Source organism: Pelagicoccus albus (assembly GCF_014230145.1).
Classification (GTDB): domain Bacteria; phylum Verrucomicrobiota; class Verrucomicrobiia; order Opitutales; family Opitutaceae; genus Pelagicoccus; species Pelagicoccus albus.
In genome coordinates this window covers 333,476-359,942 of the sequence record NZ_JACHVC010000007.1, presented here as the reverse complement: position 1 = coordinate 359,942, position 26,467 = coordinate 333,476, and the positions used below count along the sequence as shown (strand labels likewise).

General features: G+C 52.4%; 21 protein-coding genes. 6 read left to right on the top strand and 15 right to left on the bottom strand.

Annotated elements, in window-relative coordinates:
* Nucleotides 1-68: 68 nt before the first annotated feature.
* Nucleotides 69-1,790, bottom strand: a complete 1,722-nt coding sequence (gene ispH, locus H5P27_RS08405) for a 4-hydroxy-3-methylbut-2-enyl diphosphate reductase (RefSeq protein WP_246462562.1) — start codon at nucleotides 1,788-1,790, stop codon at nucleotides 69-71.
* 152 nt (nucleotides 1,791-1,942) lie between these two features.
* On the opposite strand from ispH, the gene H5P27_RS08400 reads away from it, so the two are divergent.
* Nucleotides 1,943-3,742, top strand: coding sequence for a SulP family inorganic anion transporter (locus tag H5P27_RS08400; protein ID WP_185659948.1), 1,800 nt, complete (start codon nucleotides 1,943-1,945; stop codon nucleotides 3,740-3,742).
* Nucleotide 3,743: 1 nt separating this feature from the next.
* On the opposite strand, the gene H5P27_RS08395 is transcribed toward H5P27_RS08400, so the two are convergent.
* From H5P27_RS08395 to ribB, 5 genes are all read right to left on the bottom strand, one after another.
* Nucleotides 3,744-4,532, bottom strand: a complete 789-nt coding sequence (locus H5P27_RS08395; RefSeq protein WP_185659947.1) for a GDSL-type esterase/lipase family protein — start codon at nucleotides 4,530-4,532, stop codon at nucleotides 3,744-3,746.
* Nucleotides 4,533-4,597: 65 nt separating this feature from the next.
* Nucleotides 4,598-5,530, bottom strand: a complete 933-nt coding sequence (ftsY, locus tag H5P27_RS08390) for a signal recognition particle-docking protein FtsY (protein WP_185659946.1) — start codon at nucleotides 5,528-5,530, stop codon at nucleotides 4,598-4,600.
* Nucleotides 5,531-5,560: 30 nt separating this feature from the next.
* Complete coding sequence (nusB, locus tag H5P27_RS08385) at nucleotides 5,561-6,010, bottom strand: transcription antitermination factor NusB (RefSeq protein ID WP_185659945.1); 450 nt, start codon at nucleotides 6,008-6,010, stop codon at nucleotides 5,561-5,563.
* Nucleotides 6,011-6,012: 2 nt separating this feature from the next.
* The gene (gene ribH, locus H5P27_RS08380; RefSeq protein WP_185659944.1) at nucleotides 6,013-6,483 is read right to left on the bottom strand and encodes a 6,7-dimethyl-8-ribityllumazine synthase; all 471 of its coding nucleotides are present in this window, start codon (nucleotides 6,481-6,483) and stop codon (nucleotides 6,013-6,015) included.
* 119 nt (nucleotides 6,484-6,602) lie between these two features.
* A complete protein-coding gene (gene ribB, locus H5P27_RS08375; RefSeq protein ID WP_185659943.1) occupies nucleotides 6,603-7,685 on the bottom strand; it encodes a 3,4-dihydroxy-2-butanone-4-phosphate synthase in 1,083 nt (360 codons plus the stop codon).
* A gap of 461 nt (nucleotides 7,686-8,146) precedes the next feature.
* On the opposite strand from ribB, the gene H5P27_RS08370 reads away from it, so the two are divergent.
* From H5P27_RS08370 to H5P27_RS08350, 5 genes are all read left to right on the top strand, one after another.
* Nucleotides 8,147-8,926, top strand: a complete 780-nt coding sequence (locus tag H5P27_RS08370) for an ATP-binding cassette domain-containing protein (RefSeq protein WP_185659942.1) — start codon at nucleotides 8,147-8,149, stop codon at nucleotides 8,924-8,926.
* Between the two features lie 11 nt (nucleotides 8,927-8,937).
* Nucleotides 8,938-10,134 carry an ABC transporter permease gene (locus H5P27_RS08365; protein WP_185659941.1) on the top strand — a complete coding sequence of 399 codons (1,197 nt, stop codon included), beginning with the start codon at nucleotides 8,938-8,940 and terminating at the stop codon, nucleotides 10,132-10,134.
* A gap of 186 nt (nucleotides 10,135-10,320) precedes the next feature.
* The gene (locus H5P27_RS08360; protein ID WP_185659940.1) at nucleotides 10,321-11,814 is read left to right on the top strand and encodes a pyruvate carboxylase subunit B; all 1,494 of its coding nucleotides are present in this window, start codon (nucleotides 10,321-10,323) and stop codon (nucleotides 11,812-11,814) included.
* Nucleotides 11,815-11,881: 67 nt separating this feature from the next.
* Nucleotides 11,882-12,130, top strand: a complete 249-nt coding sequence (locus H5P27_RS08355) for a hypothetical protein (RefSeq protein ID WP_185659939.1) — start codon at nucleotides 11,882-11,884, stop codon at nucleotides 12,128-12,130.
* Between the two features lie 7 nt (nucleotides 12,131-12,137).
* Nucleotides 12,138-12,767: a MarC family NAAT transporter gene (locus H5P27_RS08350; RefSeq protein WP_185659938.1), complete on the top strand. Its 630-nt coding sequence runs from the start codon at nucleotides 12,138-12,140 to the stop codon at nucleotides 12,765-12,767.
* A gap of 12 nt (nucleotides 12,768-12,779) precedes the next feature.
* Here H5P27_RS08350 and H5P27_RS08345 read toward each other — a convergent pair whose 3' ends face one another.
* From H5P27_RS08345 to H5P27_RS08305, 9 genes are all read right to left on the bottom strand, one after another.
* Nucleotides 12,780-13,154: a metallopeptidase family protein gene (locus tag H5P27_RS08345; protein ID WP_185659937.1), complete on the bottom strand. Its 375-nt coding sequence runs from the start codon at nucleotides 13,152-13,154 to the stop codon at nucleotides 12,780-12,782.
* A gap of 78 nt (nucleotides 13,155-13,232) precedes the next feature.
* Nucleotides 13,233-16,142 (bottom strand): M16 family metallopeptidase, encoded by a 2,910-nt coding sequence (locus H5P27_RS08340; protein ID WP_185659936.1) that lies wholly within the window; start codon nucleotides 16,140-16,142, stop codon nucleotides 13,233-13,235.
* Between the two features lie 183 nt (nucleotides 16,143-16,325).
* Nucleotides 16,326-18,497, bottom strand: a complete 2,172-nt coding sequence (locus H5P27_RS20060) for a M3 family metallopeptidase (protein ID WP_185659935.1) — start codon at nucleotides 18,495-18,497, stop codon at nucleotides 16,326-16,328.
* Between the two features lie 7 nt (nucleotides 18,498-18,504).
* Nucleotides 18,505-19,500, bottom strand: coding sequence for an ABC transporter ATP-binding protein (locus H5P27_RS08330; RefSeq protein ID WP_185659934.1), 996 nt, complete (start codon nucleotides 19,498-19,500; stop codon nucleotides 18,505-18,507).
* Between the two features lie 19 nt (nucleotides 19,501-19,519).
* Complete coding sequence (locus tag H5P27_RS08325) at nucleotides 19,520-20,536, bottom strand: ABC transporter ATP-binding protein (RefSeq protein WP_185659933.1); 1,017 nt, start codon at nucleotides 20,534-20,536, stop codon at nucleotides 19,520-19,522.
* On the bottom strand, nucleotides 20,536-22,533 hold the full coding sequence (locus H5P27_RS08320; protein ID WP_185659932.1) for an extracellular solute-binding protein: 1,998 nt from the start codon (nucleotides 22,531-22,533) through the stop codon (nucleotides 20,536-20,538). Before H5P27_RS08320 ends, H5P27_RS08325 begins: the two co-directional genes overlap by 1 nt.
* A gap of 5 nt (nucleotides 22,534-22,538) precedes the next feature.
* The gene (locus H5P27_RS08315; RefSeq protein WP_185659931.1) at nucleotides 22,539-23,591 is read right to left on the bottom strand and encodes an ABC transporter permease; all 1,053 of its coding nucleotides are present in this window, start codon (nucleotides 23,589-23,591) and stop codon (nucleotides 22,539-22,541) included.
* Between the two features lie 18 nt (nucleotides 23,592-23,609).
* Nucleotides 23,610-24,632, bottom strand: a complete 1,023-nt coding sequence (locus tag H5P27_RS08310; protein ID WP_185659930.1) for an ABC transporter permease — start codon at nucleotides 24,630-24,632, stop codon at nucleotides 23,610-23,612.
* A gap of 495 nt (nucleotides 24,633-25,127) precedes the next feature.
* Nucleotides 25,128-26,363, bottom strand: a complete 1,236-nt coding sequence (locus H5P27_RS08305) for a mechanosensitive ion channel family protein (protein WP_185659929.1) — start codon at nucleotides 26,361-26,363, stop codon at nucleotides 25,128-25,130.
* Nucleotides 26,364-26,467 lie beyond the last annotated feature (104 nt).

Sequence of the window (26,467 nt, the reverse complement as noted above, 5' to 3'; positions counted from 1 at the left end):
AAGAGAAAAATCTTAGATTACAAACCAGCTAGGAGCTGAGCTTATAGGAGAATCGCCCCACGCGGCGTTCAGTCTTCTTTACCGACCTCTTGCAACACCTCTTCTACCGAGCGGATCGACTCCTTAGGAAAAAAGCCGTTTATCCGACAAATGATCTGCTGCAAGATGCCGTCTGGACAGGATGCTCCTCCGGTAACCAAAACCTTGATTCGATCCTTTGCCGGCAAGAATGGACGCGGCTCCATGATCCCTTGCTTCGGATCGTTGGGATCGTAGGGAAAGATGAAATGCTCAATTTCCGAGCGAGACAGGATGTTCGCCTCCGACTGGATGTAGAAGGCCCTTTTTCCAAAACGCTCCCGGCACAGACGATAGAGTTGAAAGGTATTAGAGCTGTTTTTGCCTCCCACCACGATCGCCGCATCTATGTCTTCGTCCAAGGCCTTGGCCAAGGCGTCTTGATTCACCTGTGTCGCGTAGCAAAGCGTGTCGCCCTTACTGCTCATGGCGAGGTGGTCCGTTATCTCGGCTTCACCGTACACAGAGGTCAGCGTTTCCTCGAAATGGGCTATGATCTTCAGCGTTTCGTTTCGCAGCAGAGTCGTCTGGTTGATCAAAGCCAAACGATCCAAATCCTTTACAGGATCGAAGCCCACGGATGCCAAGGACCTGAACGGCTCGAAAAGGCACTGTTTCTCCTCCTCTGTTTCGGCTTTGATGACCGCAGAAAGATTGGCCGCCTCCTTCATGTCTCGAATCACTACAGACGGGGCATACTTAGCGCTATTGGAGAATGTGGCCTTGGTTTCCTCATGCTCTGCCTTGCCATGGATCACGATGGTATAGCCTTGCTCGCCGTAGCGGCGGGCGGCTTTCCATACCTTCTCTACGAGCATGCAAGTCGCGTCGTATTGCCGGATCGGCAATCCACGCTCGATGAGACGTAGCTTATCCTCGTCGCGAGCGCCAAAGGCGGGTATGATCACAATATCCTCGTCCGAAAGGCTATCCCAATAAGCTTTGCCCGAGGCTTCTTCGATCAAAGGAATCCCCTTGTCGCTCTGAAGATATTTCAACCCTCTTGCCTGCAGATCATTGTTTACAAACGGGTTATGAATCAATTCGCTGAGCATAAAGACTCGTTTACCAGGATTGGCAGCTAAGGTTTCGTAGGCTCGCTCTATCGCGTTCTGCACCCCCAAACAAAAGCCGAAGTGGCTGGGCAGCAAAAATTCCGTCGCTCCAAAATCCAGGCGGGCCGGACTGGTGGCTGAACGCTCTTTGGCACGCTTGACCGCCTTAATCGCGTCGCAGAGGGCACTGTGATAGAGAGCGACCGACGAATCGTCGAATTGGTAGACTTTGCGATTTCTCTCTCTCTCCGCTCTGAAGCGGTAGATGTAGTCGTTCGGGTTGAGATAAAGGTAGGGGATCCGAATCGCATCCGCCCGAATGAACGCCACCGTATCCTCGGATAGTACGGACTCTTGGTAAAAAGCCTGCAGCGATTCGCCAAACCAACCTTCCTCTTGTAAAGCCGCAGGTACCTCCATCTCGTCAAGGGCCACAAAATACAGTCCTGGGGATACCTCTACCAACCGCTCCTCGCGGCCCAGCGATTGCAGCCTGTCCCTCGCGTCACCCACAGAGTTTTCTCCGTAGGCGAAAGGCTTGAGCATTCCACAGTTTTTGCCGCGGCGAACCACTATCTTACAATTGCCCAAAAACAGGCATACGGTAGCTGACAAACCGGCGACTTCCGGGACTGGGCTGGACTCTGTGGCACTCATAAAGGAGTTCATTCAAACCACTCCTCTCCCCACCGCAAACAAAGATTCAGGCTCGTCAAAAACTGACTAACGGCTGGCCTGAATCCAGAAAAGGACTAGCTTTTCTAAACCGCCCGCTTCGCTCAAAAGCTTTTCTGAATTTGATACCCCCTATGCCCTCTCAGTCCGGCTCAACTCCTTCCAGCAAATCCACGATCGGGATCGATCTATTTCCCATCCGGAAGACCACTGCCGGCTACAATAGAAAAAAACTTACCGGAGACATGCGAGCGGCTTTCAATGTAGCCTTGCTAGCGTTTCCCCAAGGCATGGCCTACGCCGCCATCGCGGGACTCCCCCTACGCTACGGGATATTTGGTTCTGTGGTGGCAACAATCATAGGCTCCTTTTTCGCTGGCTCGAAATACATCACCCTAGGTCCCACAAACGCGACCTCTGTCATGGTGGTAAGCTCCTTCACCGCTATGGGTTACGTCACAGAACTGGAGGCAGTATCGAACATTTCGCTACTGCTGTTTCTGGTCGGCTTGGTTCTGCTCATTGGAGCCGTGGTACGGGTAGCGACGTTGATCCAGTATGTGTCTCGAACAGTGATAACCGGATACATCACTGCGGCGGCCTCTCTCATCATAGCGAATCAGCTTAGAAAAACGCTTGGTTTCGAATTCACCATGGAGGAAAAGGCGGAAGCCTCGACCTTCTTCGAGGTAGTGAGCCTTACCCTGCGACACCTGTCGGAAACGCACTGGCCAACCCTAAGCCTCAGCCTTGTGACAGCGCTGAGTTTCGTCGTCCTAGCCAAGTACTTTAAGAGTCTGCCAAACGTGGCCGTCACCTTGGTCCTGTCTTCCTTGCTCGCGTACTTGGGAAGCCGATACATCGACGGTTTCTCAGTCTCTTTGCTTCCGGGCCTCAATACTGCCGAATGGGGACTCACCCTTCCCTATTTCGATCAGAACACCATCAACAAGCTTCTTTCCCCTGCCATCGCCATCGCCTTGCTGTGTACCTTGGAGGGCAACTCGATCGGCAAGTCACTCGCAGCGCGAGATGGAGCCCGCCTAAACAGTAGCCAAGAAATGTTCGCGGTCGGGATGGCAAATATAGGGTGCTCGCTTTTTTCCGGCATGGCCGCTTCTGGTTCGCTAACCCGCTCACAACTTAACGTCGACTCTGGTGCCTCCACCCCGGTCTCCGGCTTTCTCTCGGGACTCCTCATGTTGGCAGGCGCTTTTCTTCTGGCAGACCTGATTCAATTCGTACCTACAGCTGCCCTCGCGGTCGTCGTCATATCGATAGGGCTTTCGCTCGTGAACAAGCACCACCTAAAACTGGTTACCCAAAGCACGAAGTCGGATAGCATCACCTTCTATGTTACCTTTATGGCGGGTCTCCTAATCGCTCTCGACTTCGCCATCTACATAGGCACATGCGTTTCTATCGCCCTCTTCCTGAAAAAAGTGGCCAGTCCGGAAATCGTGGAAGTGGACGTGGACGAAAAAGGACAGATCGGCCAGCTCGCCGATACGCAACAACGCTCCAATCCAGAAGTCTCAATCGTACACGTCGAGGGCGAACTTTTCTTCGGGGCCGCAGAGCTTTTCCGAGATCAAATGAGGCGAGTGGCAGACGACGAAAATCTCAAAGTAGTCGTTATGAAACTACGAAATGCCCACAACCTTGACGCTACCAGCTGCATGGCCCTCGAAGAGCTAATCCGCTATATGAACGAACGCGACCGTATCCTCCTGGTCAGCGAAGTCCGGCCCGATACCATGAGGATATTCAAAAACTCGGGACTCACGAAAGTGATCAATGAGATAAACCTTTTCGCTGACGACGAAAGCAACCCAACGCTTTCAACCGCGAAAGCTCTGAAACGAGCTCGCCAGATCCTCGGCGGCTTGACTCCGAAAGTTTCGATCTACGCCAAGGAAAAGGCTAAGGCCTAAGCTACTTTTGGAGTGGGACGCGTTCGTCCACCCACGGTAAGATAGCATCTGCCCAAATCTCATAACCCGGCTTTTGCGGGTGCAAAAAGTCAGGCGTCAGATCCGCTGGCAAAGTACCATCATCATTCAAAAAGTCCTCCGTCAGGTCGACCGACGAAACCCGTTCCATTCCTTCGATCTGCAAACGGACGAGCTGGTTGATAGCCAGGATCTTTCCGCGATTCGGGTTATCGGGAAACTCACCCATTGGAAAGATTTCCATCCACATCAAGTCGGCATTGGGGAAACGGGTCAGCAAGGAATCAATCGTGGCCAAGACGCCTGCTGCGACCTCGCTCGGAGCCACGTCTTCGATGTTTCCCACGTTGTTGACCCCAATCAACAGCACGATCGCAGCCGGATCCAAAGTTCCCTGGGCACCGTGATCCAGTCGCCAGAGTACGTTTTGCGTCATATCCCCGCCGATCCCGAAATTTACCGCGCCTCGTGGCTCGAAGTGCGTTTCCCAAACCTCAAGCCCCGGGCCTCCCCAACCTTGAGTGATGGAGTCGCCCACAAACAAAAGCTTAGAAGCACCTTCTTCAGCGAGCTCCACATCATCGGCATGCATGCGATACCACTCAGCGAGAGACATCCAGTCATGAGTCAGCAAGCGGGGCTGCGGATCAAGCGAGACAGGTAAAGGCCCCTCATCCGCAGTGGTAATCGATGCTGTACAAGCGACAAGAGCAGCGGAGCAAAAGATGCCAATTCTACGGGATACGGGATGAACGATCGAAGAGAAGATCATAGCCCAAACTACACGCGCTTTGGCGAATCGAGCAAATCGAAAGACCGCTCACTCTAAAGAGGCGGCTACGCTTCCTGATCCTGCTCGGATCCAAAAATCGCATCCACGTAGTTGTCGATACGATACTCTTGCAGGTCTTCCGGCTTCTCGCCAAATCCAAGAAAGAAGATGGGCAACTTGAGCTCCCGGTAGATTCCAACCAGTGCCCCACCACGGCTAGTGCCATCCAGCTTCGTAACGACGAGCCCGTCCAAGCCAAACTTCTCGTTAAATACGCGAGCCTGCTCGATCGAATTGGATCCCAAGCTGCCATCCACAACCAGAAGACTATAGTGCGGAGCCGCCTCGTCGTGCTTTTGCAAAACACGTCGAATCTTCGCCAGCTCATCCATCAGATTGCTCTTGGTATGCAACCGGCCCGCCGTATCGATAATCAGCGTATCATGACCGCGAGCCTTAGCGGCTTGGTAAGCGTCGAAGGCTACAGCTGCAGAATCCGCTCCATGCTGCCCCGATATGATATCCAGCCCCAAGCGAGAGGACCATTCCTTTAGCTGTTCGATCGCCGCAGCTCGAAAGGTATCGCAAGCGGCAACGATCGGATTGCGGCCATCTAATTTGTATTGGTGCCCCAACTTCGCGGTCGTAGTCGTCTTGCCGGATCCATTGACACCGATCAGACAAATCACGGTGGGAGATCCCTCCACAAACTGGATACGACCTTCCGATCCAGACAATACTCGCTTCAAGATCGAAGACCCTATGGCAGCGACTTCGCGGCCACGCAGGTCCTTATCCTTCTTGTAGGCCTTCTGCGTTTCTTCGATTATTTCTTCCGTTGTTTCATAACCGAAGTCGGAGGCAAAGAGAGCTTCCTCCAATTCCTCAATCGAAGAGGCGTCGAGCTTCTTGCGGCCAAAAACGCCTCCAGTCTTCTCCGCTATGCTCTTAGCGGACTTGGAAAGACCATCCTTAAACTTCTTGAAGATAGAGAGCATGCGAGTCGGATTCTGGTAATTGCTTTCTAACTACTCCCAGCTTGCAGTGCGGGATGGTCGATCAAGGCTCGCTTTGAGGCGATCTAGGATGCCATTGACGAAGCGGCGGGATTCCGCCGTTGAGAATTCCTTACTCAAATCAATCGCCTCGTTAATGGTAACGACGGGCGGAATGTCCTTTCGGTAAAGAAGCTCGTAGGTAGCTAAGCGCAGGATGGCTAGGTCGATCTTGGCGATACGCTCGAAATCCCAGTTCTTGGCCAAAGCCATGATCTTGTCGTCGATCTCGTCTGAATACTCGATAATGCCGTGCACCAATTCTTCAGCGAAACTGTAATAGTCGCGCTCTTCTTCGAGTCCGTCGAAGAAAACGGTTAGATCGTCGACCAAATCGTTAGGACGATTGATGGACCAAGCGTAAACGTACTGCATGGCAGCCACGCGACAAAGACGGCGTTGTGATTTTTTACCCTCGGACATAGCTATGAATAGTTGCGGCGCAGTTGCGCCATTTCGAGTGCGCATTGGCCGAACTCCGACCCCTTAGGGATCGAGCCAATGCATCGTTCGCGAACTTGCTCTTCGTTGTCTCCCACGATTAAGCCCGCTACTACCGGAGTGCCGGAAGTAATCGCCACCTCCTGCAAACCGTAGTTCGCTGAATCCGATACCATCTCGTAATGCCGTGTACCCCCGGCGATCACCACGCCAAGAGCGATGACTACGTCGAATTTCTTGGAATCGATCAGGAATTTGGCCGCGATTGGCAGTTCGTTGGATCCGGGAACGCGTTCGATGACGATCGATTCCTGTGGGACGCCCGCTTCGCCAAGCGTCTTGAGAGCTCCGTCGAGCAATCCGGCGACGTATTCTTCGTTGAATCGGGCTGCGACGATGCCGATCCGGAAGCTGGATCCATCGACGTTTAACGCGTTTGGCGATAGTTGGCTCATAATAAGAACAGGTGCGTGAGAGGGATGGCAACTTGTGCCGCTTATCTCGCTTGTAAAGGCAAAATCCCACGGGCGAAAACCGTGGAAGGCTGCAGAATCAGTGGACTCGCGGCAGTTGCCTAAAGGGCAACGGTTTCCACGATCTCCAAATCGTAGCCGTCCAAAGCGATCAAGTTGCGATTGCTCTGCGACAAGAGACGAATCTTGCGAACCCCAAGGGCAGAGAGGATCTGCGCTCCTATTCCGTACTCGCGCAGGCTCATCTTCTTAGCCTCCGGCGAATCCACCAAGCCACCCGCTGGGCGGCGGATGTAGACCAAGGCTCCATTTCCTTCCTTGGCGAGACGTTTCATGGCGAGAGATACGGAGTCCTCGCCCGACGAGTCAGCCGGATTGAAAATGTCCTTTACTATGTTCTCCGCATGCATGCGGACCAGGGTCGGCTCTCCTGAAATTTCTCCCGCAACCAGCGCCACATGCTCACGGCCGTCTAAGGAGCTCCGGAAAACCTTCATGGTAAAACTTCCGTACTCGCTCTCGAAGGGGCACTCACTCACCAGCTCCACCAAATTTTCCCGCTCGTGCCGGTATTTGATGAGAGAGGCGATGGAAATCATCTTCAGACCAAAACGCTTCTTGAACTCAAAAAGCTCAGGAGTGCGCGACATGGTTCCGTCGTCGTTCAGGATTTCGCAAATGACGGCACAGGGAAACAAGCCTGCCAAGGCGGCCAAATCCACTGCCGCCTCCGTATGCCCAGCCCGCTCCAGCACGCCACCAGACTTTGCCTTAAGCGGAAAAACATGCCCTGGCTGAACGAGTTGGTCCGGACGCGTATCCGGGTCGGACAGCAACTTGATGGTGTGAAACCGGTCGTAAGCGCTGATGCCGGTGGTTATACCTTCCGACGCGTCGACCGAGACGGTGAAATCGGTCTTATGAGACTCCCGGTTTTCCTGCACCATCGGGCTGATCCCCAAACGATGCAAATGCGGCGGAGTGCAAGGCACGCATATCAAACCTCTAGCGTGCTGAATCATCATATTGACGTTCTCCACCGAGGCGAGAGACGCGGCGAAAACGAGGTCTCCTTCGTTCTCCCTGTCCTCGTCATCGGTTACGATAACCGGCCGCCCTGCCGCGATCTCAGCGATCGCTTCTTCCACCGAATCAAATACTGCAACTTCTGCGCTTTCCGCCATAGTCCGCCAGCAAAACTGGCCGCAGCGGTCCTGACAACTCGATAAGCGACCAGAACCGCCGATTGCCAAGACTCGCAAGCGAGAAGCCAAGGAAGCGAGGACGCCTCAGCGCCCTCGCCCTCCTTAATCCATCATTAGTTAAAAACATGTAATGCGCATGGAAACAAAGCCCGAGCACCCTACACCTTCCGATCGTTCAATTCGGGAATGCTTCAACCAACTTTAGGCATTGCTCGCAAAAGGGAGTGAAGACCACTCAAAAGAAGAGGCAAAGACCCTAGCCAATCGGGAAAATACACACTAGGAAATCGCAGAAAAAGAGAGGCCAAATACCGGCCGCCTTTTGCGTCCGCCAAAATCGGTAACAAAGCGGTAACAGCCCTCAGCTAAAATAGCTTACAAAACAGTTTCCAAGCCACCCTTATGGGGTTTCACTAGCCCCATCCAATTCAGTCTACATCGTGATCGAAGCCAATAAGCTGACCAAAACCTTCCGCGACAGGAAACGCGGGCTCGTTCGAGCCGTCGACCGAGTTTCCTTTCAATGCCAGCCCGGCCAAATCTTCGGCCTACTCGGAGCCAATGGGGCGGGAAAGACCACCACTCTGCGAATACTCGGCACCCTTCTCGAACCTACCAGAGGTTCAGCAACCGTGGCGGGATTCGACGTCGTGAAGGAACCGGAAAAAGTTCGTCGTTCCATCGGCTTCCTTTCCAACGGGACCGCTCTCTACGGAAGACTAACTGCACGCGAGATGCTAGGGTACTTCGGACGGCTGAATGGACTCGAAGGAAGCCAGCTTAAGTCGCGGGTCGACGAGCTGATCGAACGCCTCGAAATTGGCGACTTCGAAAAAGGTCGCTGCGACAAGCTGTCTACCGGTCAAAAGCAGCGCGTATCGATTGCCCGTTCTATAATCCACCGCCCGCCGGTCATGATTTTTGACGAACCCACCACTGGACTCGACGTCATGACTTCACAGACGATCATGACCTTCATCGAGCAATGTCGGGACGAGGGCCTCACCGTGGTCTTTTCTACACACATTATGAGCGAAGTGGAGCGGCTTTGCGACGAAGTGGCCATCGTTCATCACGGCAGGATCGCCACCGAAGGGACGGTTGCGGAACTGAAAGCTCAAGCCGGCGAGGAGGTGCTGGAAAACGCCTTCTTAAAGATCGTGCAGGGATTCGATTTGGAAACTCCAGCCGCCGAGGCCTCTGCCTCACCTAACGCCTAAGACACTTTCACATGCCCAACCTAGCCAAGATCATCTTTCTGAAGGAGCTGAAAGAAACCCTGAGGGACAAGCGCGTTATCCTCGGCGTTATCGTCTCCCCCTTGCTCCTAACCCCCTGCCTCATGGGGGCTGCTATGTTTTTCGCCAGCAAAAAGGCAGTGGACCAGCAGACTGCCACCCTCGAGGTTGGCATCTACGAAGAAACCGCCTTTCCCGAGCTAACGGAGTACATCGAAAGCAATGACAGCCTCGCAGTCACTCGCTACGACAGCCGAGAGAGATCGATGGACGCGCTGAAGGCATTCGAATCTCGAGCCATCGTCGTAATCGCGCCCGAAGCGAGAGAGGTATTTCTGGCAAACGGATCCGCGCCCGTGGAGATAATTTACGACCAAGCCAATGAAAATTCGGGCAACGCCCACGGCCGTTTGAGAGGCATCCTAAACGAATTCAATCGCGAGCAAATACAACAGAGACTCGCCGCCTCAAACCTGGACGAAAGCTTCGTAAAACCAACCGAGCTCAAATCCACCAACATCGCCGATAAGTCCGCCATGGTGGGCTTCGCCCTGTCCATGTTTCTACCCTACCTCGTTGTGATGGGAGCGGCTTTTGGCGGATTAAACACCGCCTTCGACCTCTGCGCCGGTGAGAAGGAACGCGGCACCATGGAGACCTTGCTCGTATCCCCGGCTTCCCGCTACGAGATCGTGAAAGGTAAGCTCTTCACCATTTTCGCAGTCAGCTTGATTTCCGCGATCTGCTCCATCCTCGGAATCGTAATCGCCCTCACATTTGGCGGGCAGATTCTGGAAAATATCTTCGGTCAAAGCTTGCAGCTCTCTTACCTGAACCTAGCGGCCTTGGTCATAATCGTGGTGCCACTTGCCTTGCTCAGCTCTTCAGCCTTACTTCTGGTGTCGACCTTCGCTCGAAATCCGAAGGAAGCCCAAGCCTACATTTTCCCATTCGTGGCCGTCTTCCTCTTTCCCGCCGTTATCTCATCAATCATCGGGGCGGAGAGCCCACTCTACACTAGCCTCATTCCTGTACTGAACATCGCACTCTCCATGAAACAGCTCCTCGGAAACGCCTTCGACCTGACTTTCTTCAGCCTAGCCCTGGTCAGCTCCATCGCCTACGCCTGGGCTTCCATCCGCCTAGTCGCCGCGTTTTTCCAACGGGAATCCATCCTTTTTAGATCCTGACCCCTTCCAATCGGGCCGACGCGAAGCGCCGTACCTTCCGTTTTAACTCATCTCACAAATTAGCTTTACTTATTTCTAAATAACGCAGCATAACAGCTTTTCATTTGTACGAATACAGGCTATGCTTCTTCTACAATAAACTTTTTCTAATCACTGATCCGAAAATCTTAGCCGACTACCCTTCTCATGAGCAAACCAGTCATCTTCAACAATACCGTCTTGCGCGACGGCCACCAATCTCTCGCAGCTACCCGCATGACAACCGAGCAAATGCTTCCCGCCCTCGAGGTTTTGGACGGCATGGGCTTCGGTTGCCTCGAGACTTGGGGTGGAGCGACCATCGATGCGGGTCTCCGCTTCCTGAAGGAATTCCCCTTCGATCGCCTCGACGCGATTCGCTCGCGTACCAAGAGCAAGCACATGATGCTGCTACGCGGACAAAACATTGTTCAATACGCCCACTTTCCAGACGACATCGTCGAAACCTTCATCAAGACGTCCGCCAAGCACGGCATGGACATCTTCCGTATCTTTGACGCACTGAACGACCCCCGCAATATGGGCACTGCGATCAAGGCCGCCAAGGCTGCCGGCAAGGAAGCCCAGGGCGTAATTTGCTACACCACATCCCCAGTCCACACCACAGAAGCCTTCGTAAAGCTGGGTCGCGAACTGGAAGAAGCGGGCTGCGGCTCTCTCTGCTTGAAGGACATGGCTGGCCTAGTTCCTCCGCAACAGGCGTACGATATTATCAAAGGCCTGAAGGATTCGGTTAAGATCCCAGTCGTTCTCCACACTCACGACACTGCAGGATTGGGAGCGACCACTTACTACGCAGGTATCGAAGCGGGCGTCGACTACATCGATACTTCCGTAATTCCTTTCGCCAACGGTACTGGCCAACCGGATACAGCTCGCATGCTCTCCATGCTAGAGAACCACCCGCGTTGCCCGAAGTACGATCTCGACGCTCTCCAGTTCCTGCGTGAGCACTTCACCAAGGTGTACGAAGAGCTAAAGGACTTCACTAGCTTCTCCAATGAGCGCGTGGATTCCGACGCTCTCAAGTACCAAGTACCGGGAGGCATGCTCTCCAACTTCCGCAACCAGCTCAAAGAGCAGAAGATGGAAGACAAATTCGAGGACGTGTTTAAGGAAATCCCAGTGGTGCGCGAAGCGCTCGGCTGGATCCCACTCGTAACGCCTACTTCTCAAATCGTGGGCGTACAAGCGATGCTCAACGTCAAGTTTGGCCGCTGGAAGAACTTCTCGCCACAAGCGACCGACATCGCTCTCGGCTACTACGGACGCACTCCTGCCCCTGTTAATCCAGAGGTTCAAAAGATCGCAGCGGAAAAATCCGGCAAGGATCCGATCACTGTTCGCCCTGCCGACCTCAAGGACCCTGGAATGGACGCATTGCGCAAAGCACTGGCCGCTAAGGATATGCCAACAGACGACGAGCACTGCGTCATTCAGGCCATGTTCCCGCAAGAGTTGGACGCATACTACAAGAGCAAAAATCAACCCGCTCCTGCCGCGGCACCAGCAGCTGCTCCAGCTCCTAGCGAGCCTGCCAAAGCCGGTCCCACGGAGTCCATCACACTCAGCGATTCAGCTCGCCAATACAACATATCCGTCAAAGGCAAAAGCTATTCCGTCGCGGTCGAGGAACTCTAAGCGACGCAAATCGATTTACCACAAGGCCCGCTGGACAGCGGGCCTTTTTCGTGTCTGAAATAGAGCTATGGCGTCAAAGGACAAAACGAAACAAGCCTTTTCCCTATCGACGATGCTTATGCTCGCGGCCGCTCTAGTGACGGCAGTACTCACCATAATCTCATTCACACACGGCACCCTCTACACTCCGTTCGGAGCCATGACAGAACCTGAATCCGGAGTGAGCTTCTACATGGGGATCGCAGTGTACATTACTATATCCGCCACGCTTTTCACTTCCGTGGTCATTCGTATCGCCCTCGGCATTACAAAATAGCATTTACGTGGACAACGCATACCAGCTTCTCCTTGCCACTTTGGCCTCACTCCTACCCATCACTAACCCGCTCGGCAATGCAGCCATATTCCTTTCCATTACCAAGGATCGCAGTTCGAAGGAACGAAACAAAATAGCGTTTCGGGCGAGCCTCTACATGTTCTGCATACTGACTGCGTTTCTGGTCGGCGGCAGTTTCATCCTTCATTTCTTTGGGCTGAGCTTGGAAGGAATCCGAATCGCTGGAGGACTTCTGATAATGAAATTTGGCTTCGACCAACTTCAGCCAAAATCCACCAACACCCATTCCGATGAAGAACATCAGGAGGCGAAAGCCAAAGAAGACATTTCGTTTTCTCCCCTCGCCATGCCTTTGCTTGCTGGCCCGGGCGCTATCGCATCGGTGATGAGCACCTCGTCCTATGTTCCTTCCCCTTCGCTAGCAAGCTGGTCGGTCATCATCCTTGGGATTTTAATCACTTGTTCCATCTGTTGGATACTCCTGCGTCAGGCTGAAAAATTGATGAAGCTCCTAGGCGTAAACGGAGCCAATGCGCTCACGAAAATAATGGGATTCCTGCTGCTCTGTATCGGAGTCCAGCTTGGGATAGCTGGGGTTCAAGGCTTGATTGGTTAAGCAAGAGGGAAACTAGAGCCCTCTTTCCTCTACCTCAGCTTCATCCCAGCCAAAGTGATGCCCTAATTCGTGCAAGAAAGTCGTCCGTATTTCTTCAACAAATACAAGCTTTTCGTCTTCGCAATACCAGGCAATCGCGCCGAGATAGAGAGCGATCACACCACTCTCATCCATGCCACCAAGGGCATCCTCCTGCGCAATGTATTCGCCCAAAATATACATCGCCTCAGGATCGATATGCGGAGCATTGGGGTGATACTTGCGATACAAAACCGGAACCGACTCGGCAGCGCTTCGCAACTCATCGGGCAATTCCTGCAGGCAAGCCCTCACCTCTTCTTCGGCCTGCCCTTGTAACCTAGCCCATTCGTATCTGGGTAACTTCATCAAAAAAACAAAACGCGACACGCAGTAAGCTTCGTCAACTAAGCTCGCCGCGGGTCGCAAAATTTAAAGCCAAGGTTCCTAATCGACAAAGATATCTTCGATCTTCAGGTCGGTCACCTCGCCATACTCTTGCAGTTTCGTTTCATCGATCGCTGCAGATGGACCTAAAATCGATATCATCTTTGGCTTTCCTTGAATCTCCGAATCGTAAAAGGAGAACAATTCCTCGATGCTCGCATCCATAATCTCCTCATAGCGATGTTCGCGGGGATCTCCCTCCAAGCCCAATCGCTCCCAAGATTTGACGGCTCCAAGTACGTCTCGGAAACCAATTTTAGAGACACGGTACTGATTATCCAAAGAGTTTTTGATGATCGCAAAACGATCCGTTGAACGTGGCATCTCGTCCCAGAGATCAAGGTAGGCAGCGATCGAATCGACTGTCTTATCCGCTTGGGTTCCGATAAATCCCATCACGAGATTCTCTCCGTCCGCATAATCGGATACAAGGTAGTGAGCCCATACCGAATACGCCAAGGCTCTCGCCTCACGCATTTCCTGGAATACGATACCAGACATGCCCCCATAGAAATACTCGTTAAAAGTCTCGATCATGGGCAACTCGCTCTCGTCAAAATCGCCACCGGGAAACTCAATTCTTATTTGCGACTGAGCAGTCTCGTAATCCACGTATGAGATTTCGTTCGACTGGGGTTGATGCAACTTGGGCTGAACACGTTCAGGTGTTGGCAGCAAGGCGATCTTAGTCCGCTCCAACTTGTTCAGTTTGGCCGCAACCTCATTGACCGGCATCTGACCCACGTAGAGGTAATCATGCTTGTATTTGGAAAGCTGATTCAATTCGCCTATCAACTCATCAACCGTCAAGGCCTTGATCTCATCGGAGGAGAGTGCGGTTAGAAACGGAGACTCTTCGCCGTAACGGGCGTAATTACGCAAAGCGTTGAAAATGACGCTCGGCTCTTTCATCGCGTCTTCCTTTTGCTTTAGCTGGATAGCGATAAGTTCTTTCAACACATCCGGTTCACCGACGGATTCGTGCAAGACTTCCGAGTAAAGAGCTAAGGTCTCGTCGAAGTTCTCCTCCAAACCGCTGACACCAAGGGATGTGTTGTGGTTGCCCACCGAGAAACTGAAATCCGCTCCCAAGGCATACCACGCCTTTTTCAGTTCGCTGGCAGAGCGTTTCGTGGTACCAGACTTGTCCAGCAAAGCGGAGGCCATGGAAAGCTTACGCTTCTCGCTGCTTCCCATCTCGAAAACCTTAGACAGCGTAAACAAGTCATTAGCCGGATTTTCAACGTAGTAGAGCTGAGTACCATTAGCCAAATCGACAACCTGGTAGTCTGTTCCTTTCTCCACGAAATCCGGCTCGATAGGATCAGACTCTATGGCTAGCACATCCGCTACAAACTCGGATTGCTTGCTGCGATCAATATCGATGGGATCAAACTTTGGCTTCGGCACCGTCGGCGGTGTATAGTCTCCATTTTTCCGATACGTGACAACATAAGGCTTTGAAAAATACTTGTTCGCCACCGCTACCAACTGTTCCTTGGTAACGGATTCCATACGGCTGATCTCATTCACGACATCCGGCCAGGCCTTTTTCTCACCGAAAGAGGAGCTGATCACCCGCAGACGACCCGCATTCGTCTCAAGGGCAAGCTTTTCGCTTTTCTTAAAATCCGTCACGATAGCCGGAAGGATCCAATCTTCGAACTCGCCAGCCATCAGCAAATCCAACTGTTCAAGAAGTAAGGCTTCCACCTCTTCCAAGGTCTGCCCTTCTTTGGGAGCTCCCCACAAAAACTGGCTTCCTGCATCATTACGGATGTAAGGGAAAGATCCAGCTGACGATACCCGCTGTTGCTGGTTAAGGTTCAAATTAATCAGACCCGCATTTGCGTTATCAAGAATCATGTCGACCAGCTTGAGAGCTTGCTCGTCCTCGCTCTTAGTTGGAGCTGTATCGAATCCGATGATCACATTTTCCTCGCCGGGATAAGTAATGGTCGCCGCCTTCTTCTCCGTTATAGGAGCCGGCATAGGACGGGTAAACTCCGGTATCTCACCCGATTTCCAAGATGAGAAATGCTCGTCAATAATTTCGATTACCTCCTCCACTTCGAAATCACCCGCTAAAGCGATTGCCATATTATTCGCAACATAATGGGCGTTGAAGAATTCATGAATCTTCTTGAGAGACGGCTTTTTGAGATGCTCGATGGAACCAAGAGCGGTCTGCGAACCATAGGGATGATCGCCGTAGAGCAGCTCGAAGATCTTCTCCTGGATCAGACGATCCTTGCTGTCCATAGCCCTATTTTTCTCTTCGTATACGATTTCAAGCTCGGGCTGGAAAAGTCGGAAAACCGGATCCGAAAAGCGGTTCGATTCGATCACAGCCCACTGTTCCAAGCGGTTGGAGGGCAGTTCCTCGAGGTACACAGTCCTATCCGGAGCGGTGTAAGCATTTACCCCGCTACCTCCCAATGCCGAAATCAGCGTATCAAATTCATTCGGGATCGCGTACTGAGCCGCCAGCTGAGACTCCTTGTTTATCTCTTCGTAAATGCGGGCCCGCTCCTCAGGATCCTCCGTATTGAAATGCTCTTCATAGAGATCCGATATCCGATCGATATGGACCTTTTCCTTTTCCCAATCAGAGGAGCCCATCTTGGCATTTCCCTTAAAAAGCAAATGCTCGAGATAGTGAGCAAGTCCTGTGACATCCGCGGGATCGTCCTTCGAACCAGCTCTCACCGTGATCTCGGAACGGAAAGTGGGAGTCTCGTGATTCTCGGTTAGGTAGACTGTGAGGCCATTGTCCAACTCATAGATGTGGACCTGCATGAGGTCGTTGGGCAATGGCTCTTGAACCAGCTTGTAGCCAGCAAATGCAGAGGCAGCCGAGGCGAAAAGGCTCACGAACAACAAGGGGATCGAGCGATAGGACAATTTCATAAGCGAATGAATGTTCGGGGATTCGAGAAGGGGCGGAAACGTGCGTAGCGTTCCAAACAACAGAACGCTTCGCGGCGGATGACGAATTAAAGAAAGTCTGGATTCAATAAAGACAAGTTTGAGCGGGAAAGATCCAAGGTTTCGGCAGATTCAAGCGTTTGGAACGCGAGCGAGTCGACTTGCTCAGCTGTTACCGCTTTCGATACCTAGCTCTTGCAAGAACGGCTCGATAGAGCGGCTTCGCCCCAAAAAGCGTTTAATCGAAGTTTCGATTTCACGCGATCCGCCGGGAGCATAGATTTCTTCACGCAAGCGTTTCCCGGCTTCCTCGTCAAAGTAGCCCTTCTCGCTTTCCTCAAAAACCGTGGACAAGTCCGAGGCGATCGCATCCGCCCAAGCGTAGCCGTAGTAGCCCGCATCATACCCAGTCAGATGACCGAAAAAAGTAGCGAAACTAGTGTCGGCCGGCACCGGTAGGAAAACCTTGCTGAAAACTTGGTTGGAAAGCTCGATCACGTCTTTCCCACTGCCTTCCTTCACTTGGGTATGCAGAGTAAGATCAAGCATTCCTAGTCCAAGTTGGCGACGGTAATGCGTGGCGACTGTGGCAAGTTGAGCCTGTTTCATACGCTCTAAGACTTCGGCAGGAATAGTCTTGGACGTGTCACGATAATCCCGGGCAAACGTATCCAAGACAGGCTTGCTCCAAGTCCAACGTTCGAGCAACTGTGAAGGCACTTCTACGAAATCGCGCGGCACGCTGGTACCGGAGAACCGCTGGTATTTCGCCCGCGTCATGATGGAGTGCAGAGCGTGGCCGAACTCGTGGAAAAGCGTTTCAACTTCCGAGTGCGACAGCAAAGCTGGCTCTTCTCCAAGAGCCTTGGGAAAATTACAGAGCAAGGCCACGGTCGGACGGCGGTATTGGCCGCCTGGATCCTGCTTGCCACGAATGAAGGCAAACTGTGCGAAGTGGTTGTACTTCCCTTCTCTTGGAAACATATCGAGATAAACCAAGCCGAGCGGCTCGCCCGTTTCAGCATCTGAAACCATGTGCAGCGTTAGATCGTCTACCCAGCGATATGGAGCTTCCACCTCTTCGATCTTCAGGCCGAAGGTGCGCTCGTAGGTTGAGAACATGCCTCGCAATGTTTGTTCATACGGAAAGAAAACACGCAAGGCTTCCGTATCCACAGAATAGCGACGCTTCTTCAACTGGTTAGCGTAGTAGCGCCAGTCCCACATTTTGATTTCGGCATTCGGGTCGCCCGTCTCCTCTACCTTAAGCTCACGAAACGCAGCCAACTCGGATTTAAATTTCGGTTCCAGCCCTTCGACGAACTCACGTTCGAAAGCCAAGGCGGTCTCTGCATCCTTAGCCATCTTTGGCTCGATCCGATAATCCGCCCAAGTCTCGTAGCCTAACTTTTCCGCAATCGCAGCTCTTAGCTCCACAATATCCTGCAGCAGTCCCGCGTTTTCCTCCCGAGCGAGGGAGTAACGAGTTTCTTTCATTTTGCGACGCGTCGCTTCCACACTGCAGTTTTCCATCACCGAAACGAAGTGAAAGGTCACGTTCGGCATCACAGTATATTCGTCCTCGCCTGTCTTGACCCCTTCTTGCTCCAGCAAAGTTGCAGGGACACCGGCTAGTTCAGCTCTTGAAAAAACGAGCTCCTCGCGGGTCGAGCTGATATTGCTACGAAAATCGGTCAACATGGAGCTTAGCCGTTTGCGCATTTCCTCCACTTCGCTCCGCTCCGCAGACGGCAAGGCCATACCCGAGCGTCGATAGTCCCTCATGACTTCGTCGAAAAGCAGTTTATCCTCTCCTTCCAAAACCGGCGATGTCTCAGCGAAGGCCTTTACCGCCTCGTAAATATCCTCTCTGTAGTCGAGGCCCACACTCCAGTTCCGAAAACGTTTCACCGCTTCTCGAGCCGCGGAACGAACTTCAGGATCCTGGCTGGTCTCCTTAATTATGTTTATGCGGGACGAAACAACGGACGCATCACTGCCGAGATTTTCGAGGGCCACGATCGTATTTTCAAATGTACGCTTTCCGTCCGGCAAGGCCGCGATAGCATCCATAGCCATGGTCGCATCATCGATCGCCTTCTGGATAGAAGCCTCGATTTCCTCCGGACTTCGCTCAAAATGCGGTAATACGAGGTAGGCCCCAAAGGTCGCAGCCTTTTCTTGGTACGCATCCAAGTTGGAGGGCAACTCCGTCTCCTGCCCTAAGATTGGTCCTGCTCCAACACAGAGAAAAACGAAGCTCACAGAGAGCTTGATGGAACGGTAAAAACGAAAAAGACCCGCTAGCTCGCGGGTTCGGTTACTAGCGGTATTCACAACTACACTACTTGAGATTATCGTAATCGGCAACCGTGGCTGGATGTACTTCCACCCAATGGCCCGGGGTCACTTCCTTGAACTCGCCCGGTTGGGATGCGACCTCCTCCGAAACTTCGATAGGGCTTCGACGAGCAAACGCACAACCAGGAGGCGGGTCGATAGGCGATGGAACATCACCACGCAATACGACCCTATTCTTTTCGCGACGAGGATTGGGCTCAGGAATTGCCGAGATCAGAGCCTTGGTGTATTCGTGCATTGGATTTGCAAAAAGTTCTTTGCCCTCCGCCACTTCGACCATCTTACCCAAATACATAACACCGATCCGATCAGAGACAACCTTTACCACAGCCAAGTCATGAGCGATGAACAAATAAGTCAGCCCCATCTCTTTCTGCAGATCGATTAACAAATTCAAGATCTGGCTTTGAACCGAAACGTCCAAAGCGGAAACTGGCTCGTCGCAAATGATAAGCTTCGGCTCAAGAGCGATGGCTCGAGCGATGCCAATACGCTGACGTTGCCCACCTGAGAATTCGAAGGAATATTTTTCCGCCGCCGCCTTGCCAAGTCCCACGCGATCCAGCAAAGCATGCACCTTCTTCAAACGCGTATTCGCATCCCCAATACCGTGAATGACAAAAGGCTCTTCAAGAATCTCCCGCACAGTGTGGCGTGAATTCAAAGACTCCGCTGGATCCTGAAAGACCATTTGAATATCCCGGCGTAGCGGCCGCATCTCATTGCGGTTGTACTTGGCTACGTTTTGACCTTCGAAAACGATATCCCCTGCCGTAGGCTGAATCAGCCGGCATATCGTCTTGCCTAAGGTTGACTTGCCACAACCAGATTCTCCCACGAGACCGAAGGTTTCACCCTGCTTCAGGTTTAGGCTTACGCCGTCAACCGCCTTACAGTGCCTGACCGTTTTGGAAAACAATCCGCTCTTGAGAGGGAAGTGAACCTTAAGGTCCTTAACGTCTAAAAGTGTTTCGCTCATCTGCTAATTCGCCGCCTCTTCAACCGAAGGCTCTGACGTATTCACAATCTTCTACCCAATGCCCAGGAGAGTACTCCACGAGCTCTGGTCGTTTCTCCTTAAACTCTGCTGATGCGAGATAATCCTTAACCGCCGGATGGTTCGAGCGCGGAGCAAAGCGCGCACCTACCGGCATATCCGCCAGCGAAGGAACCATGCCCGGAATAGTCGCCAACTTTTGCTTTGCGTGTGACTCCAGCTTCGGGATGGAGCTCAGTAGTCCTTGCGTGTACAAGTGCTGAGGATTCTCAAATATCTCAAATACGCTAGCCCGTTCCGCAACGCGTCCGGCGTACATAACCACCACTTCGTTACAGGTTTCGGCAATTACTCCCAAATCATGGGTGATCATCACTACGGACATGCCGAGGTCCGCTTGCAGTTGCCCAATGAGATCTAAAATCTGAGCTTGGATAGTCACGTCGAGAGCCGTGGTTGGCTCGTCGCAGATGAGAATTTCCGGATCGCAAGCAAGCGCCATGGCGATGACAACGCGTTGACGCATGCCGCCAGAAAGCTGGTGCGGATATTCGGTGACGCGCACCTCCGGAGCGGGGATGCCGACGCGCTTCAATGCTTCAATGGAACGGTCCCAGGCCTCCTTCTTGTTGATCTTCGGGTAGTGCAGGAAAAAGCACTCGCTAAGCTGCTGTCCGATGCGATGCACCGGATTCAGCGCAGTCATGGGCTCCTGAAAAACCATACCGACCTGCTTGCCTCGCACCTTGCGCATTTCGTCGATGCTGAGGTCTACCAAATTGCGGCCATGCAGCTCAATCGAGCCGCCCAGAATCCTGCCCGTCGGGTTCGGCAGTAGCCTCATGATCGACATCGCGGTCACGCTTTTACCGCAACCGGACTCTCCCACGAGCCCAAGCGTCTTTCCCTTGGGCACATCGAAGGAGACATCGTCAACTGCGACGATCACACCATTTTTGGCAGCAAATCCGGCCCGAAGGTTGCGGACACTAAGAGCGCTCGAATCCTGAGTTTGCATTAATTCGTGGAGTGGTATTGGTCAAAAGTCTCGATCACTGGCTCGAAGGTCTCGCCGCGTCTCATGGCGCTCATCGTCTCTTCCTTCACCTCAGGATCCATCCACATGATTCCAAACTGGTCCCAGCTGTCGCTCACACGAGTGTCAAAGCCTTCTGGATACCGCATCCAACGCCAGAGCCCCACACGGTAGTAAGTCGTCTTGAAGGCTGGGATGAAAGCTGCGTCCTCGTGAATGAGTTCCTGCAATTTCAAAGAGATCTCTTTGATTTCCTCGAGGTCATTGCTCTCGCGGTAACGGTCAATCATCTCGTCCCACTCTGGATAGGCGGTAATGGTGAGATTGTTAGTGGTTGGCTTCGGATCGCCATCAGGGGTTAGCGCGTTGTAAGAATGATAGAAGTCAAAGAAACGTGGATACAGCTCTACGGAGACATTGTAGGCAGTGACGGCCATCTCATGATTCTTTTCCTGCATTTGCTTGAAGGCGGTCATTAGGTCCAAATCCTTAATGCGAATTTCGAGCCCAGCCTTTTGAGCGTCTTCTTTAAGGATAGTCACGAAATCACGCAAATTAGGACGCCCATTGGTCAGCTCGATAGAGAGTCGAGTCCCATCCTCTCTCATCAAGATCCCATCTGGGCCACGCTTGGTGAAACCAGCTTTCGCGAAACTCTCCATAGCTAGGTCAATATCGAACGGACGAGCCTTGATGTCCTTGTTCTGGTACTCGCCGTAGCCTTCACCCCATGAGTTGGCTCTTTCGTAGTCGCCACGGAAAACCTGATCGATTGCCAGATCGAGGTTCAAGGCGTACGCGATGCCTACACGCACATCGTGGTTATCGAGCAGCGGCTTGGACTTGTTCATCCAAATACCCCAGTTGGGACGCGGCTTTTCAGTGTAGAATTTTATCTTATGGATGTATCCATTTTGCACTTCCTGCGCATCATTGGGGAGCTTGAGATGCCAGAACTCAGGCAAAGTAAGACCGAAGAAATCGAGTTCTCCCTTCTTGAAGGCTTCGAGAGCCTTGTCCATATCACGGATGGTCTTGAAAACGCGCTTGTCGAAATTGAAGCGATTGCGGAGGAAGCGCTTGTCGTCGCCCCACCATTTGTCGAGACGAGTTACCGCAATGGAGCGTCCCTTTTTCACATCATCCGGGAGCACGACGTAAGGTCCCGTGGTCGGCTCGAAAGTCCACTGATACATCTCGGTGAAGTTTTCATCATAGACCTTGTAGTGGTGGCTAGGCACTGGACGGACGTCTTCCTCGAAAAGACGGAAGATATCCGGCTTCGCTTCCTTCACATCGATCGAAATCGTGTAGTCATCGTATTTGGTGATATTTGTATACGTTTCGCCAATACGGTACCAGTTGGTTGACCATGGCTCTTGGTGGAAGCTCTGTTGCATGAAGTAGAACATGAACAGATAATCATCGGCCGTTACTTTGACTCCATCCGAGTAGGTCGCCTTAGGATCTAGCTTGAAATAGACGCGCTTGTTTTCCCAATCGATATGCCATGCTTCCGCCAACGCGGGATAATATTTGCCCGGAACGTTGGGGTGCGGCTGCACGACTCGGAAACCGTAGTCATCCAAAAGGTAGCGACGAAAAGCGCTATTAGAGTCAGGTCCAATGACACGAAGCGTACGCGGATAAGAGAGCTGCCAATCGAAAAGGATGCCTCCTCGCTTCGCTTCCGGTGATGCGAACTCCGGCAGATCGCTCGAATCCTCCCAATCTATATCAGCAGGGATATCCTCTGGAGTGGCAAAAGTGAAAAATTCCGGATGCTCCGCGTAGTAAGCTTTCGCCTCCTCGAGTGAAGCTCCTCCTTCGCCACTCACGCTTTCGGCAGGGGCTTCTTCTTTCTCTCCACCGCCACAGCCAACCAAGGAAAAGGAGGCTATGATTGCGATAGAGTTCATCCATGCCCGCTTGCGAAAGCGACTGGATAGGAAGTTTAGGCCTAGTTTCTCGAATATCATATCTACTACTGGTAAAGGGTGAATTTCTTGGGATCGAATGCGTCGCGCACCGCCTCGCCTATGAAAGTGACGAGCAGAAGCACGATAACCATTGCGCTGAATGCAGACAACACGATCCACGGTGCGTGGAGGTTGGTTGTCCCTTGTTTGAGCAGCTCGCCCCAACTCGGAGTTGGAACCGGCAAGCCAAAGCTGAGAAAGTCCAATGCAGTGAGGCCGGTGATCGCAGCCGCTACAGTGAACGGGATAAAGGTAACTAAGGTGGACAAGCTGTTCGGCAAAACGTGCTTGAAAATGATTCTTGTGTTGCTCGCGCCCAAGGCTTCGGCCGCGGCTACGTAGTCACGGGCCTTCTCCTTATAGGCTCCAGAACGCATGTAGAAAGTCATACCAGTCCAGGAGAAGGCGACCACGATGAACAAGAGTTTCCAGAAGTCCGGCGTCGTCACGGAGGCCACGATAATAACCACGTAGAGGAACGGGATGTTGGACCAAATCTCGATCAGGCGTTGTCCAATTAGGTCGAACTTGCCCCCGAAGTATCCCATTGAGCAACCGATGCCTACTCCTATCAAGTAAACGAGAGCGACGTAACCGACCGAAAAGCCGATCACGATGCGAAAGCCGTAGATCAAGCGTGCAAGAATGTCGCGAGCAGTCTTGTCGGTGCCAAGGAAATGCTTCTCGGACACCGAGGGAGCAAATGGCGGATAGATGCCATCCTTAAAATCACTCTCGTAGGGACCGTAAGGGACTAAGGGCATGAGCATCCAGTTGTCGCTGCCCTCCGCTTTCCATTTCGCCTGCAAGTCGCGATAGTCCACTTCGAAGTCGTAGTCCTCCCCAAAAGTCCGACCGGATATTTGGTCCGCGTAGGTAGGGAAATAAAGCTCGCCCTCGTAGCTCACGATCAGAGCTCGGTTGTTCACCCAAAGCTCCGCGAAAATCGCAAAAAGAGCCAAGATGCTAAGGACAATCAAAGAGTAGTACCCGCGGCGATTGGAACGGAAGCGCTCCAGCTTCTTGCGGGTTATCGGGTTCAGTTTAAATTTCAGCATCGCTGGTCTGAAAAATGCCTATTTGAAGCGAACGCGTGGATCGGCCAATGCAACAAGGGCGTCGCCCACCAAATTGCCGACCAGCATGAAAACCGAGGAGATGAGCAACACGCCCATCACGATCGGGTAATCGCGTTCCAAAGTTGAGGTGTAGCCGAGCAAGCCCAATCCATCGATGTCGAAGATAGACTCGATGAGGAACGATCCGGTCACGAATATCGTAAAGTTTTGCCCGAAGTTGGTGGCAATCGGGATCAGCGAGTTCCGCAAAGCGTGCTTGAAAACCGCCCGTTTGAAACTCACGCCTTTGGCCACCGCCGTGCGAACATAATCCGCAGCCAAATTCTCCAGCAGGTGATTCTTCATCAACAGCGTAACGAAAGCGAAGCTACCGATAAGATAACAACTCAACGGAAGCACAGCATGATGGAAGAGGTCCTTAACCTGTTCCCAGAAGGTCATGTACTCGAAGTCGTAACTCACAAAGCCGTCCATGGGGAACCACTCCCACCTCGCCGCGGGATAGACTACCAGCAGCGAACCTAGGACGTAACCCGGCACTGCATAGCCGCTGAAAATCACGATAGAAGTTATGTTATCGGTGAAAGACATGTGCTTGATGGCTTTCACCACCCCGAGCGGCACGCAGACCCCGTAGGTGATGATCAAAGTCAGTCCTCCATAAAAGAAACTCACCTTCAGACGCTCCGCAATCATGCTCCAAACAGAGTCATTGTAGATATTAGAAGTACCCAGATCTCCCTGTACCACTTTGCCCAGCCAATGGACATACGCCACATACCAAGGCTTATCCAAACCGAAGTACGCCTTCATATTTTCGATCTGTTCCTCAGAAAGAGCCGCGCCGCGTGAAGCTCCGCCCCCTCCTCCGCCGCCCTCGGCAGCAGCCATCTGAGCAGTCATCATCATTCGCTCAAAAGGACCGCCCGGTACGAAGCGGGTGATGGCGAAGACGATCATGGTCACCCCGATTAATGTTGGTGGGATGAGCAGGATTCTTCGAAGAAAGTAATCACGCATAAATCAATAAAAGGGATAAGATGAAGGGAGAAGGGAGGAAAATCCCAAAAATGCAAGATCGACAGCCAAGCATCTCTTGAGCCGAAGACGAATCAAGGTCGACATTGATTACCCGAAACGAATCAGACCGAATAGACAATCTAGATGCACTTCTATGCGACCGGGTAAACAGCAAGCTACGCATCCCCGTTGTGACAACGCAAAAATAAAGCCCGACCCCCAATGGGGGTCGGACTTCTCCCAAACAACATAAAGAAATTGGATTATTCCTTACGGAACAGTAGGGGAAACTTGGCACAATTCCCTTCTGAGAGAGAAAGAACTGCTACAGCTCGGATAGTTCAAACGGTTTGGGAAAAGAAGTGTAAAACTCCGCTTTTTTCGCAAAAATTTTAATGTTTTTACACCATCCCTAGGTAAGCGGGGAGTCGGTTTTCCAAGGTTTACACTTAGCAAATCGAATCGGCAGATTTCGGCAGATTAGGAAAACCGCTACTAATCGCCCAAATTAGCTGAGCTGCTAGCTTCAAGATGCACTGTACGCGTCGGAAACGCGATGGAGGATCCACGGCGTTCCACGGCCTTCATTATCTTCAGATTTATCCGCTGCCTGATATCCATGTGCGCCAACCAAGCGGTGGTGGATGTGAAATAGTAGACTAGAATCTGCAGAGCGCTTTCGCCGAAGTCCGTGAAATTAACCAAAATGAACTCCTGGTTTACTCCTTCGTCCTCTCGAAGCAACAAACGGATGTCTTCAACCAAGCCTTCCATATTCTCGGGCGAAGTACTGTAGGTTACCCCGATGTACTGTTTGACTCGGCGCTTCGGCATTCGACTCCAATTCTCGATCATCTCATTGGCCAAAACCTTGTTTGGGATGGTCATTAGCGATTTGGACCAAGTTCGGACCTTTGTTGAGCGAAGTCCGATTTCCTCCACATCGCCATCAACTTTACTCCCAACCTGAATCCAATCCCCTACCTTGAACGGCCGATCTGCCACGATGCTTACCGAACCGAAAAAGTTAGCCAAAGACTCTTGAGCAGCGAGCGCTATGGCGAGACCGCCAATCCCCATACCAGCCAGCAACGAGCCCACCGAATACCCAAGGTTTTGCACCACAAGTACCGCAGCAATCACGATGAGGAAAACGCGGGCAGTCTTCTTGATGAGCGGAATAAAATGGTAGACCCCCATGTCCCGTTCCTTGGTCACATCGACCAAGACCTCCGCCATTACATCCACAGCCCTTAGGAGACCCCAGAACAATACCGTCATAGTCGAGGCCTGAAAAATCCTCAAAAGGACGACGTCCACTCCATCCGTCAGGCTCAACACCGACAGAGAAATAAAAAAGCCCACCACATAGACCATGGCTCCGAGGGGCCCAGTCATGGCTGGGATCAGCTTATCATCAAAAGTCCAAGATGTGCGTCTCGCGAAAGCGAGGAACCAGCGGTTATATATCCCGAGAATTATTTTCCGGACCACAAAAGTCGCTAACAGAAAGACGAAAAACGTGACGAGTCGTAGCCCCGAATTTCCTCCGAGGTCTAGGTCCGTCAATTGGCTGAGCTCCTCGATAGCCTCCTGCCTTAGATCCGAAAAAGTCTGTTGGGCGCTTGGAGCTTCGCCCTCCGAAACCGGCGCCATCTCCTGCCCCCAACTCCGGAGCGAAAAAGCGAGAGAGGAAATCAACAAAGCGAGTCGACCAAGATTCTTGTACATCGTCTCAAGCTCAAACTGCCCCAAAGCGGTGACACAAGCCCCAAAACTCTCGACAACAAAAAGCCGGCCTCGCTCCCGCGAGACCGGCATCCTCCTATCCATCA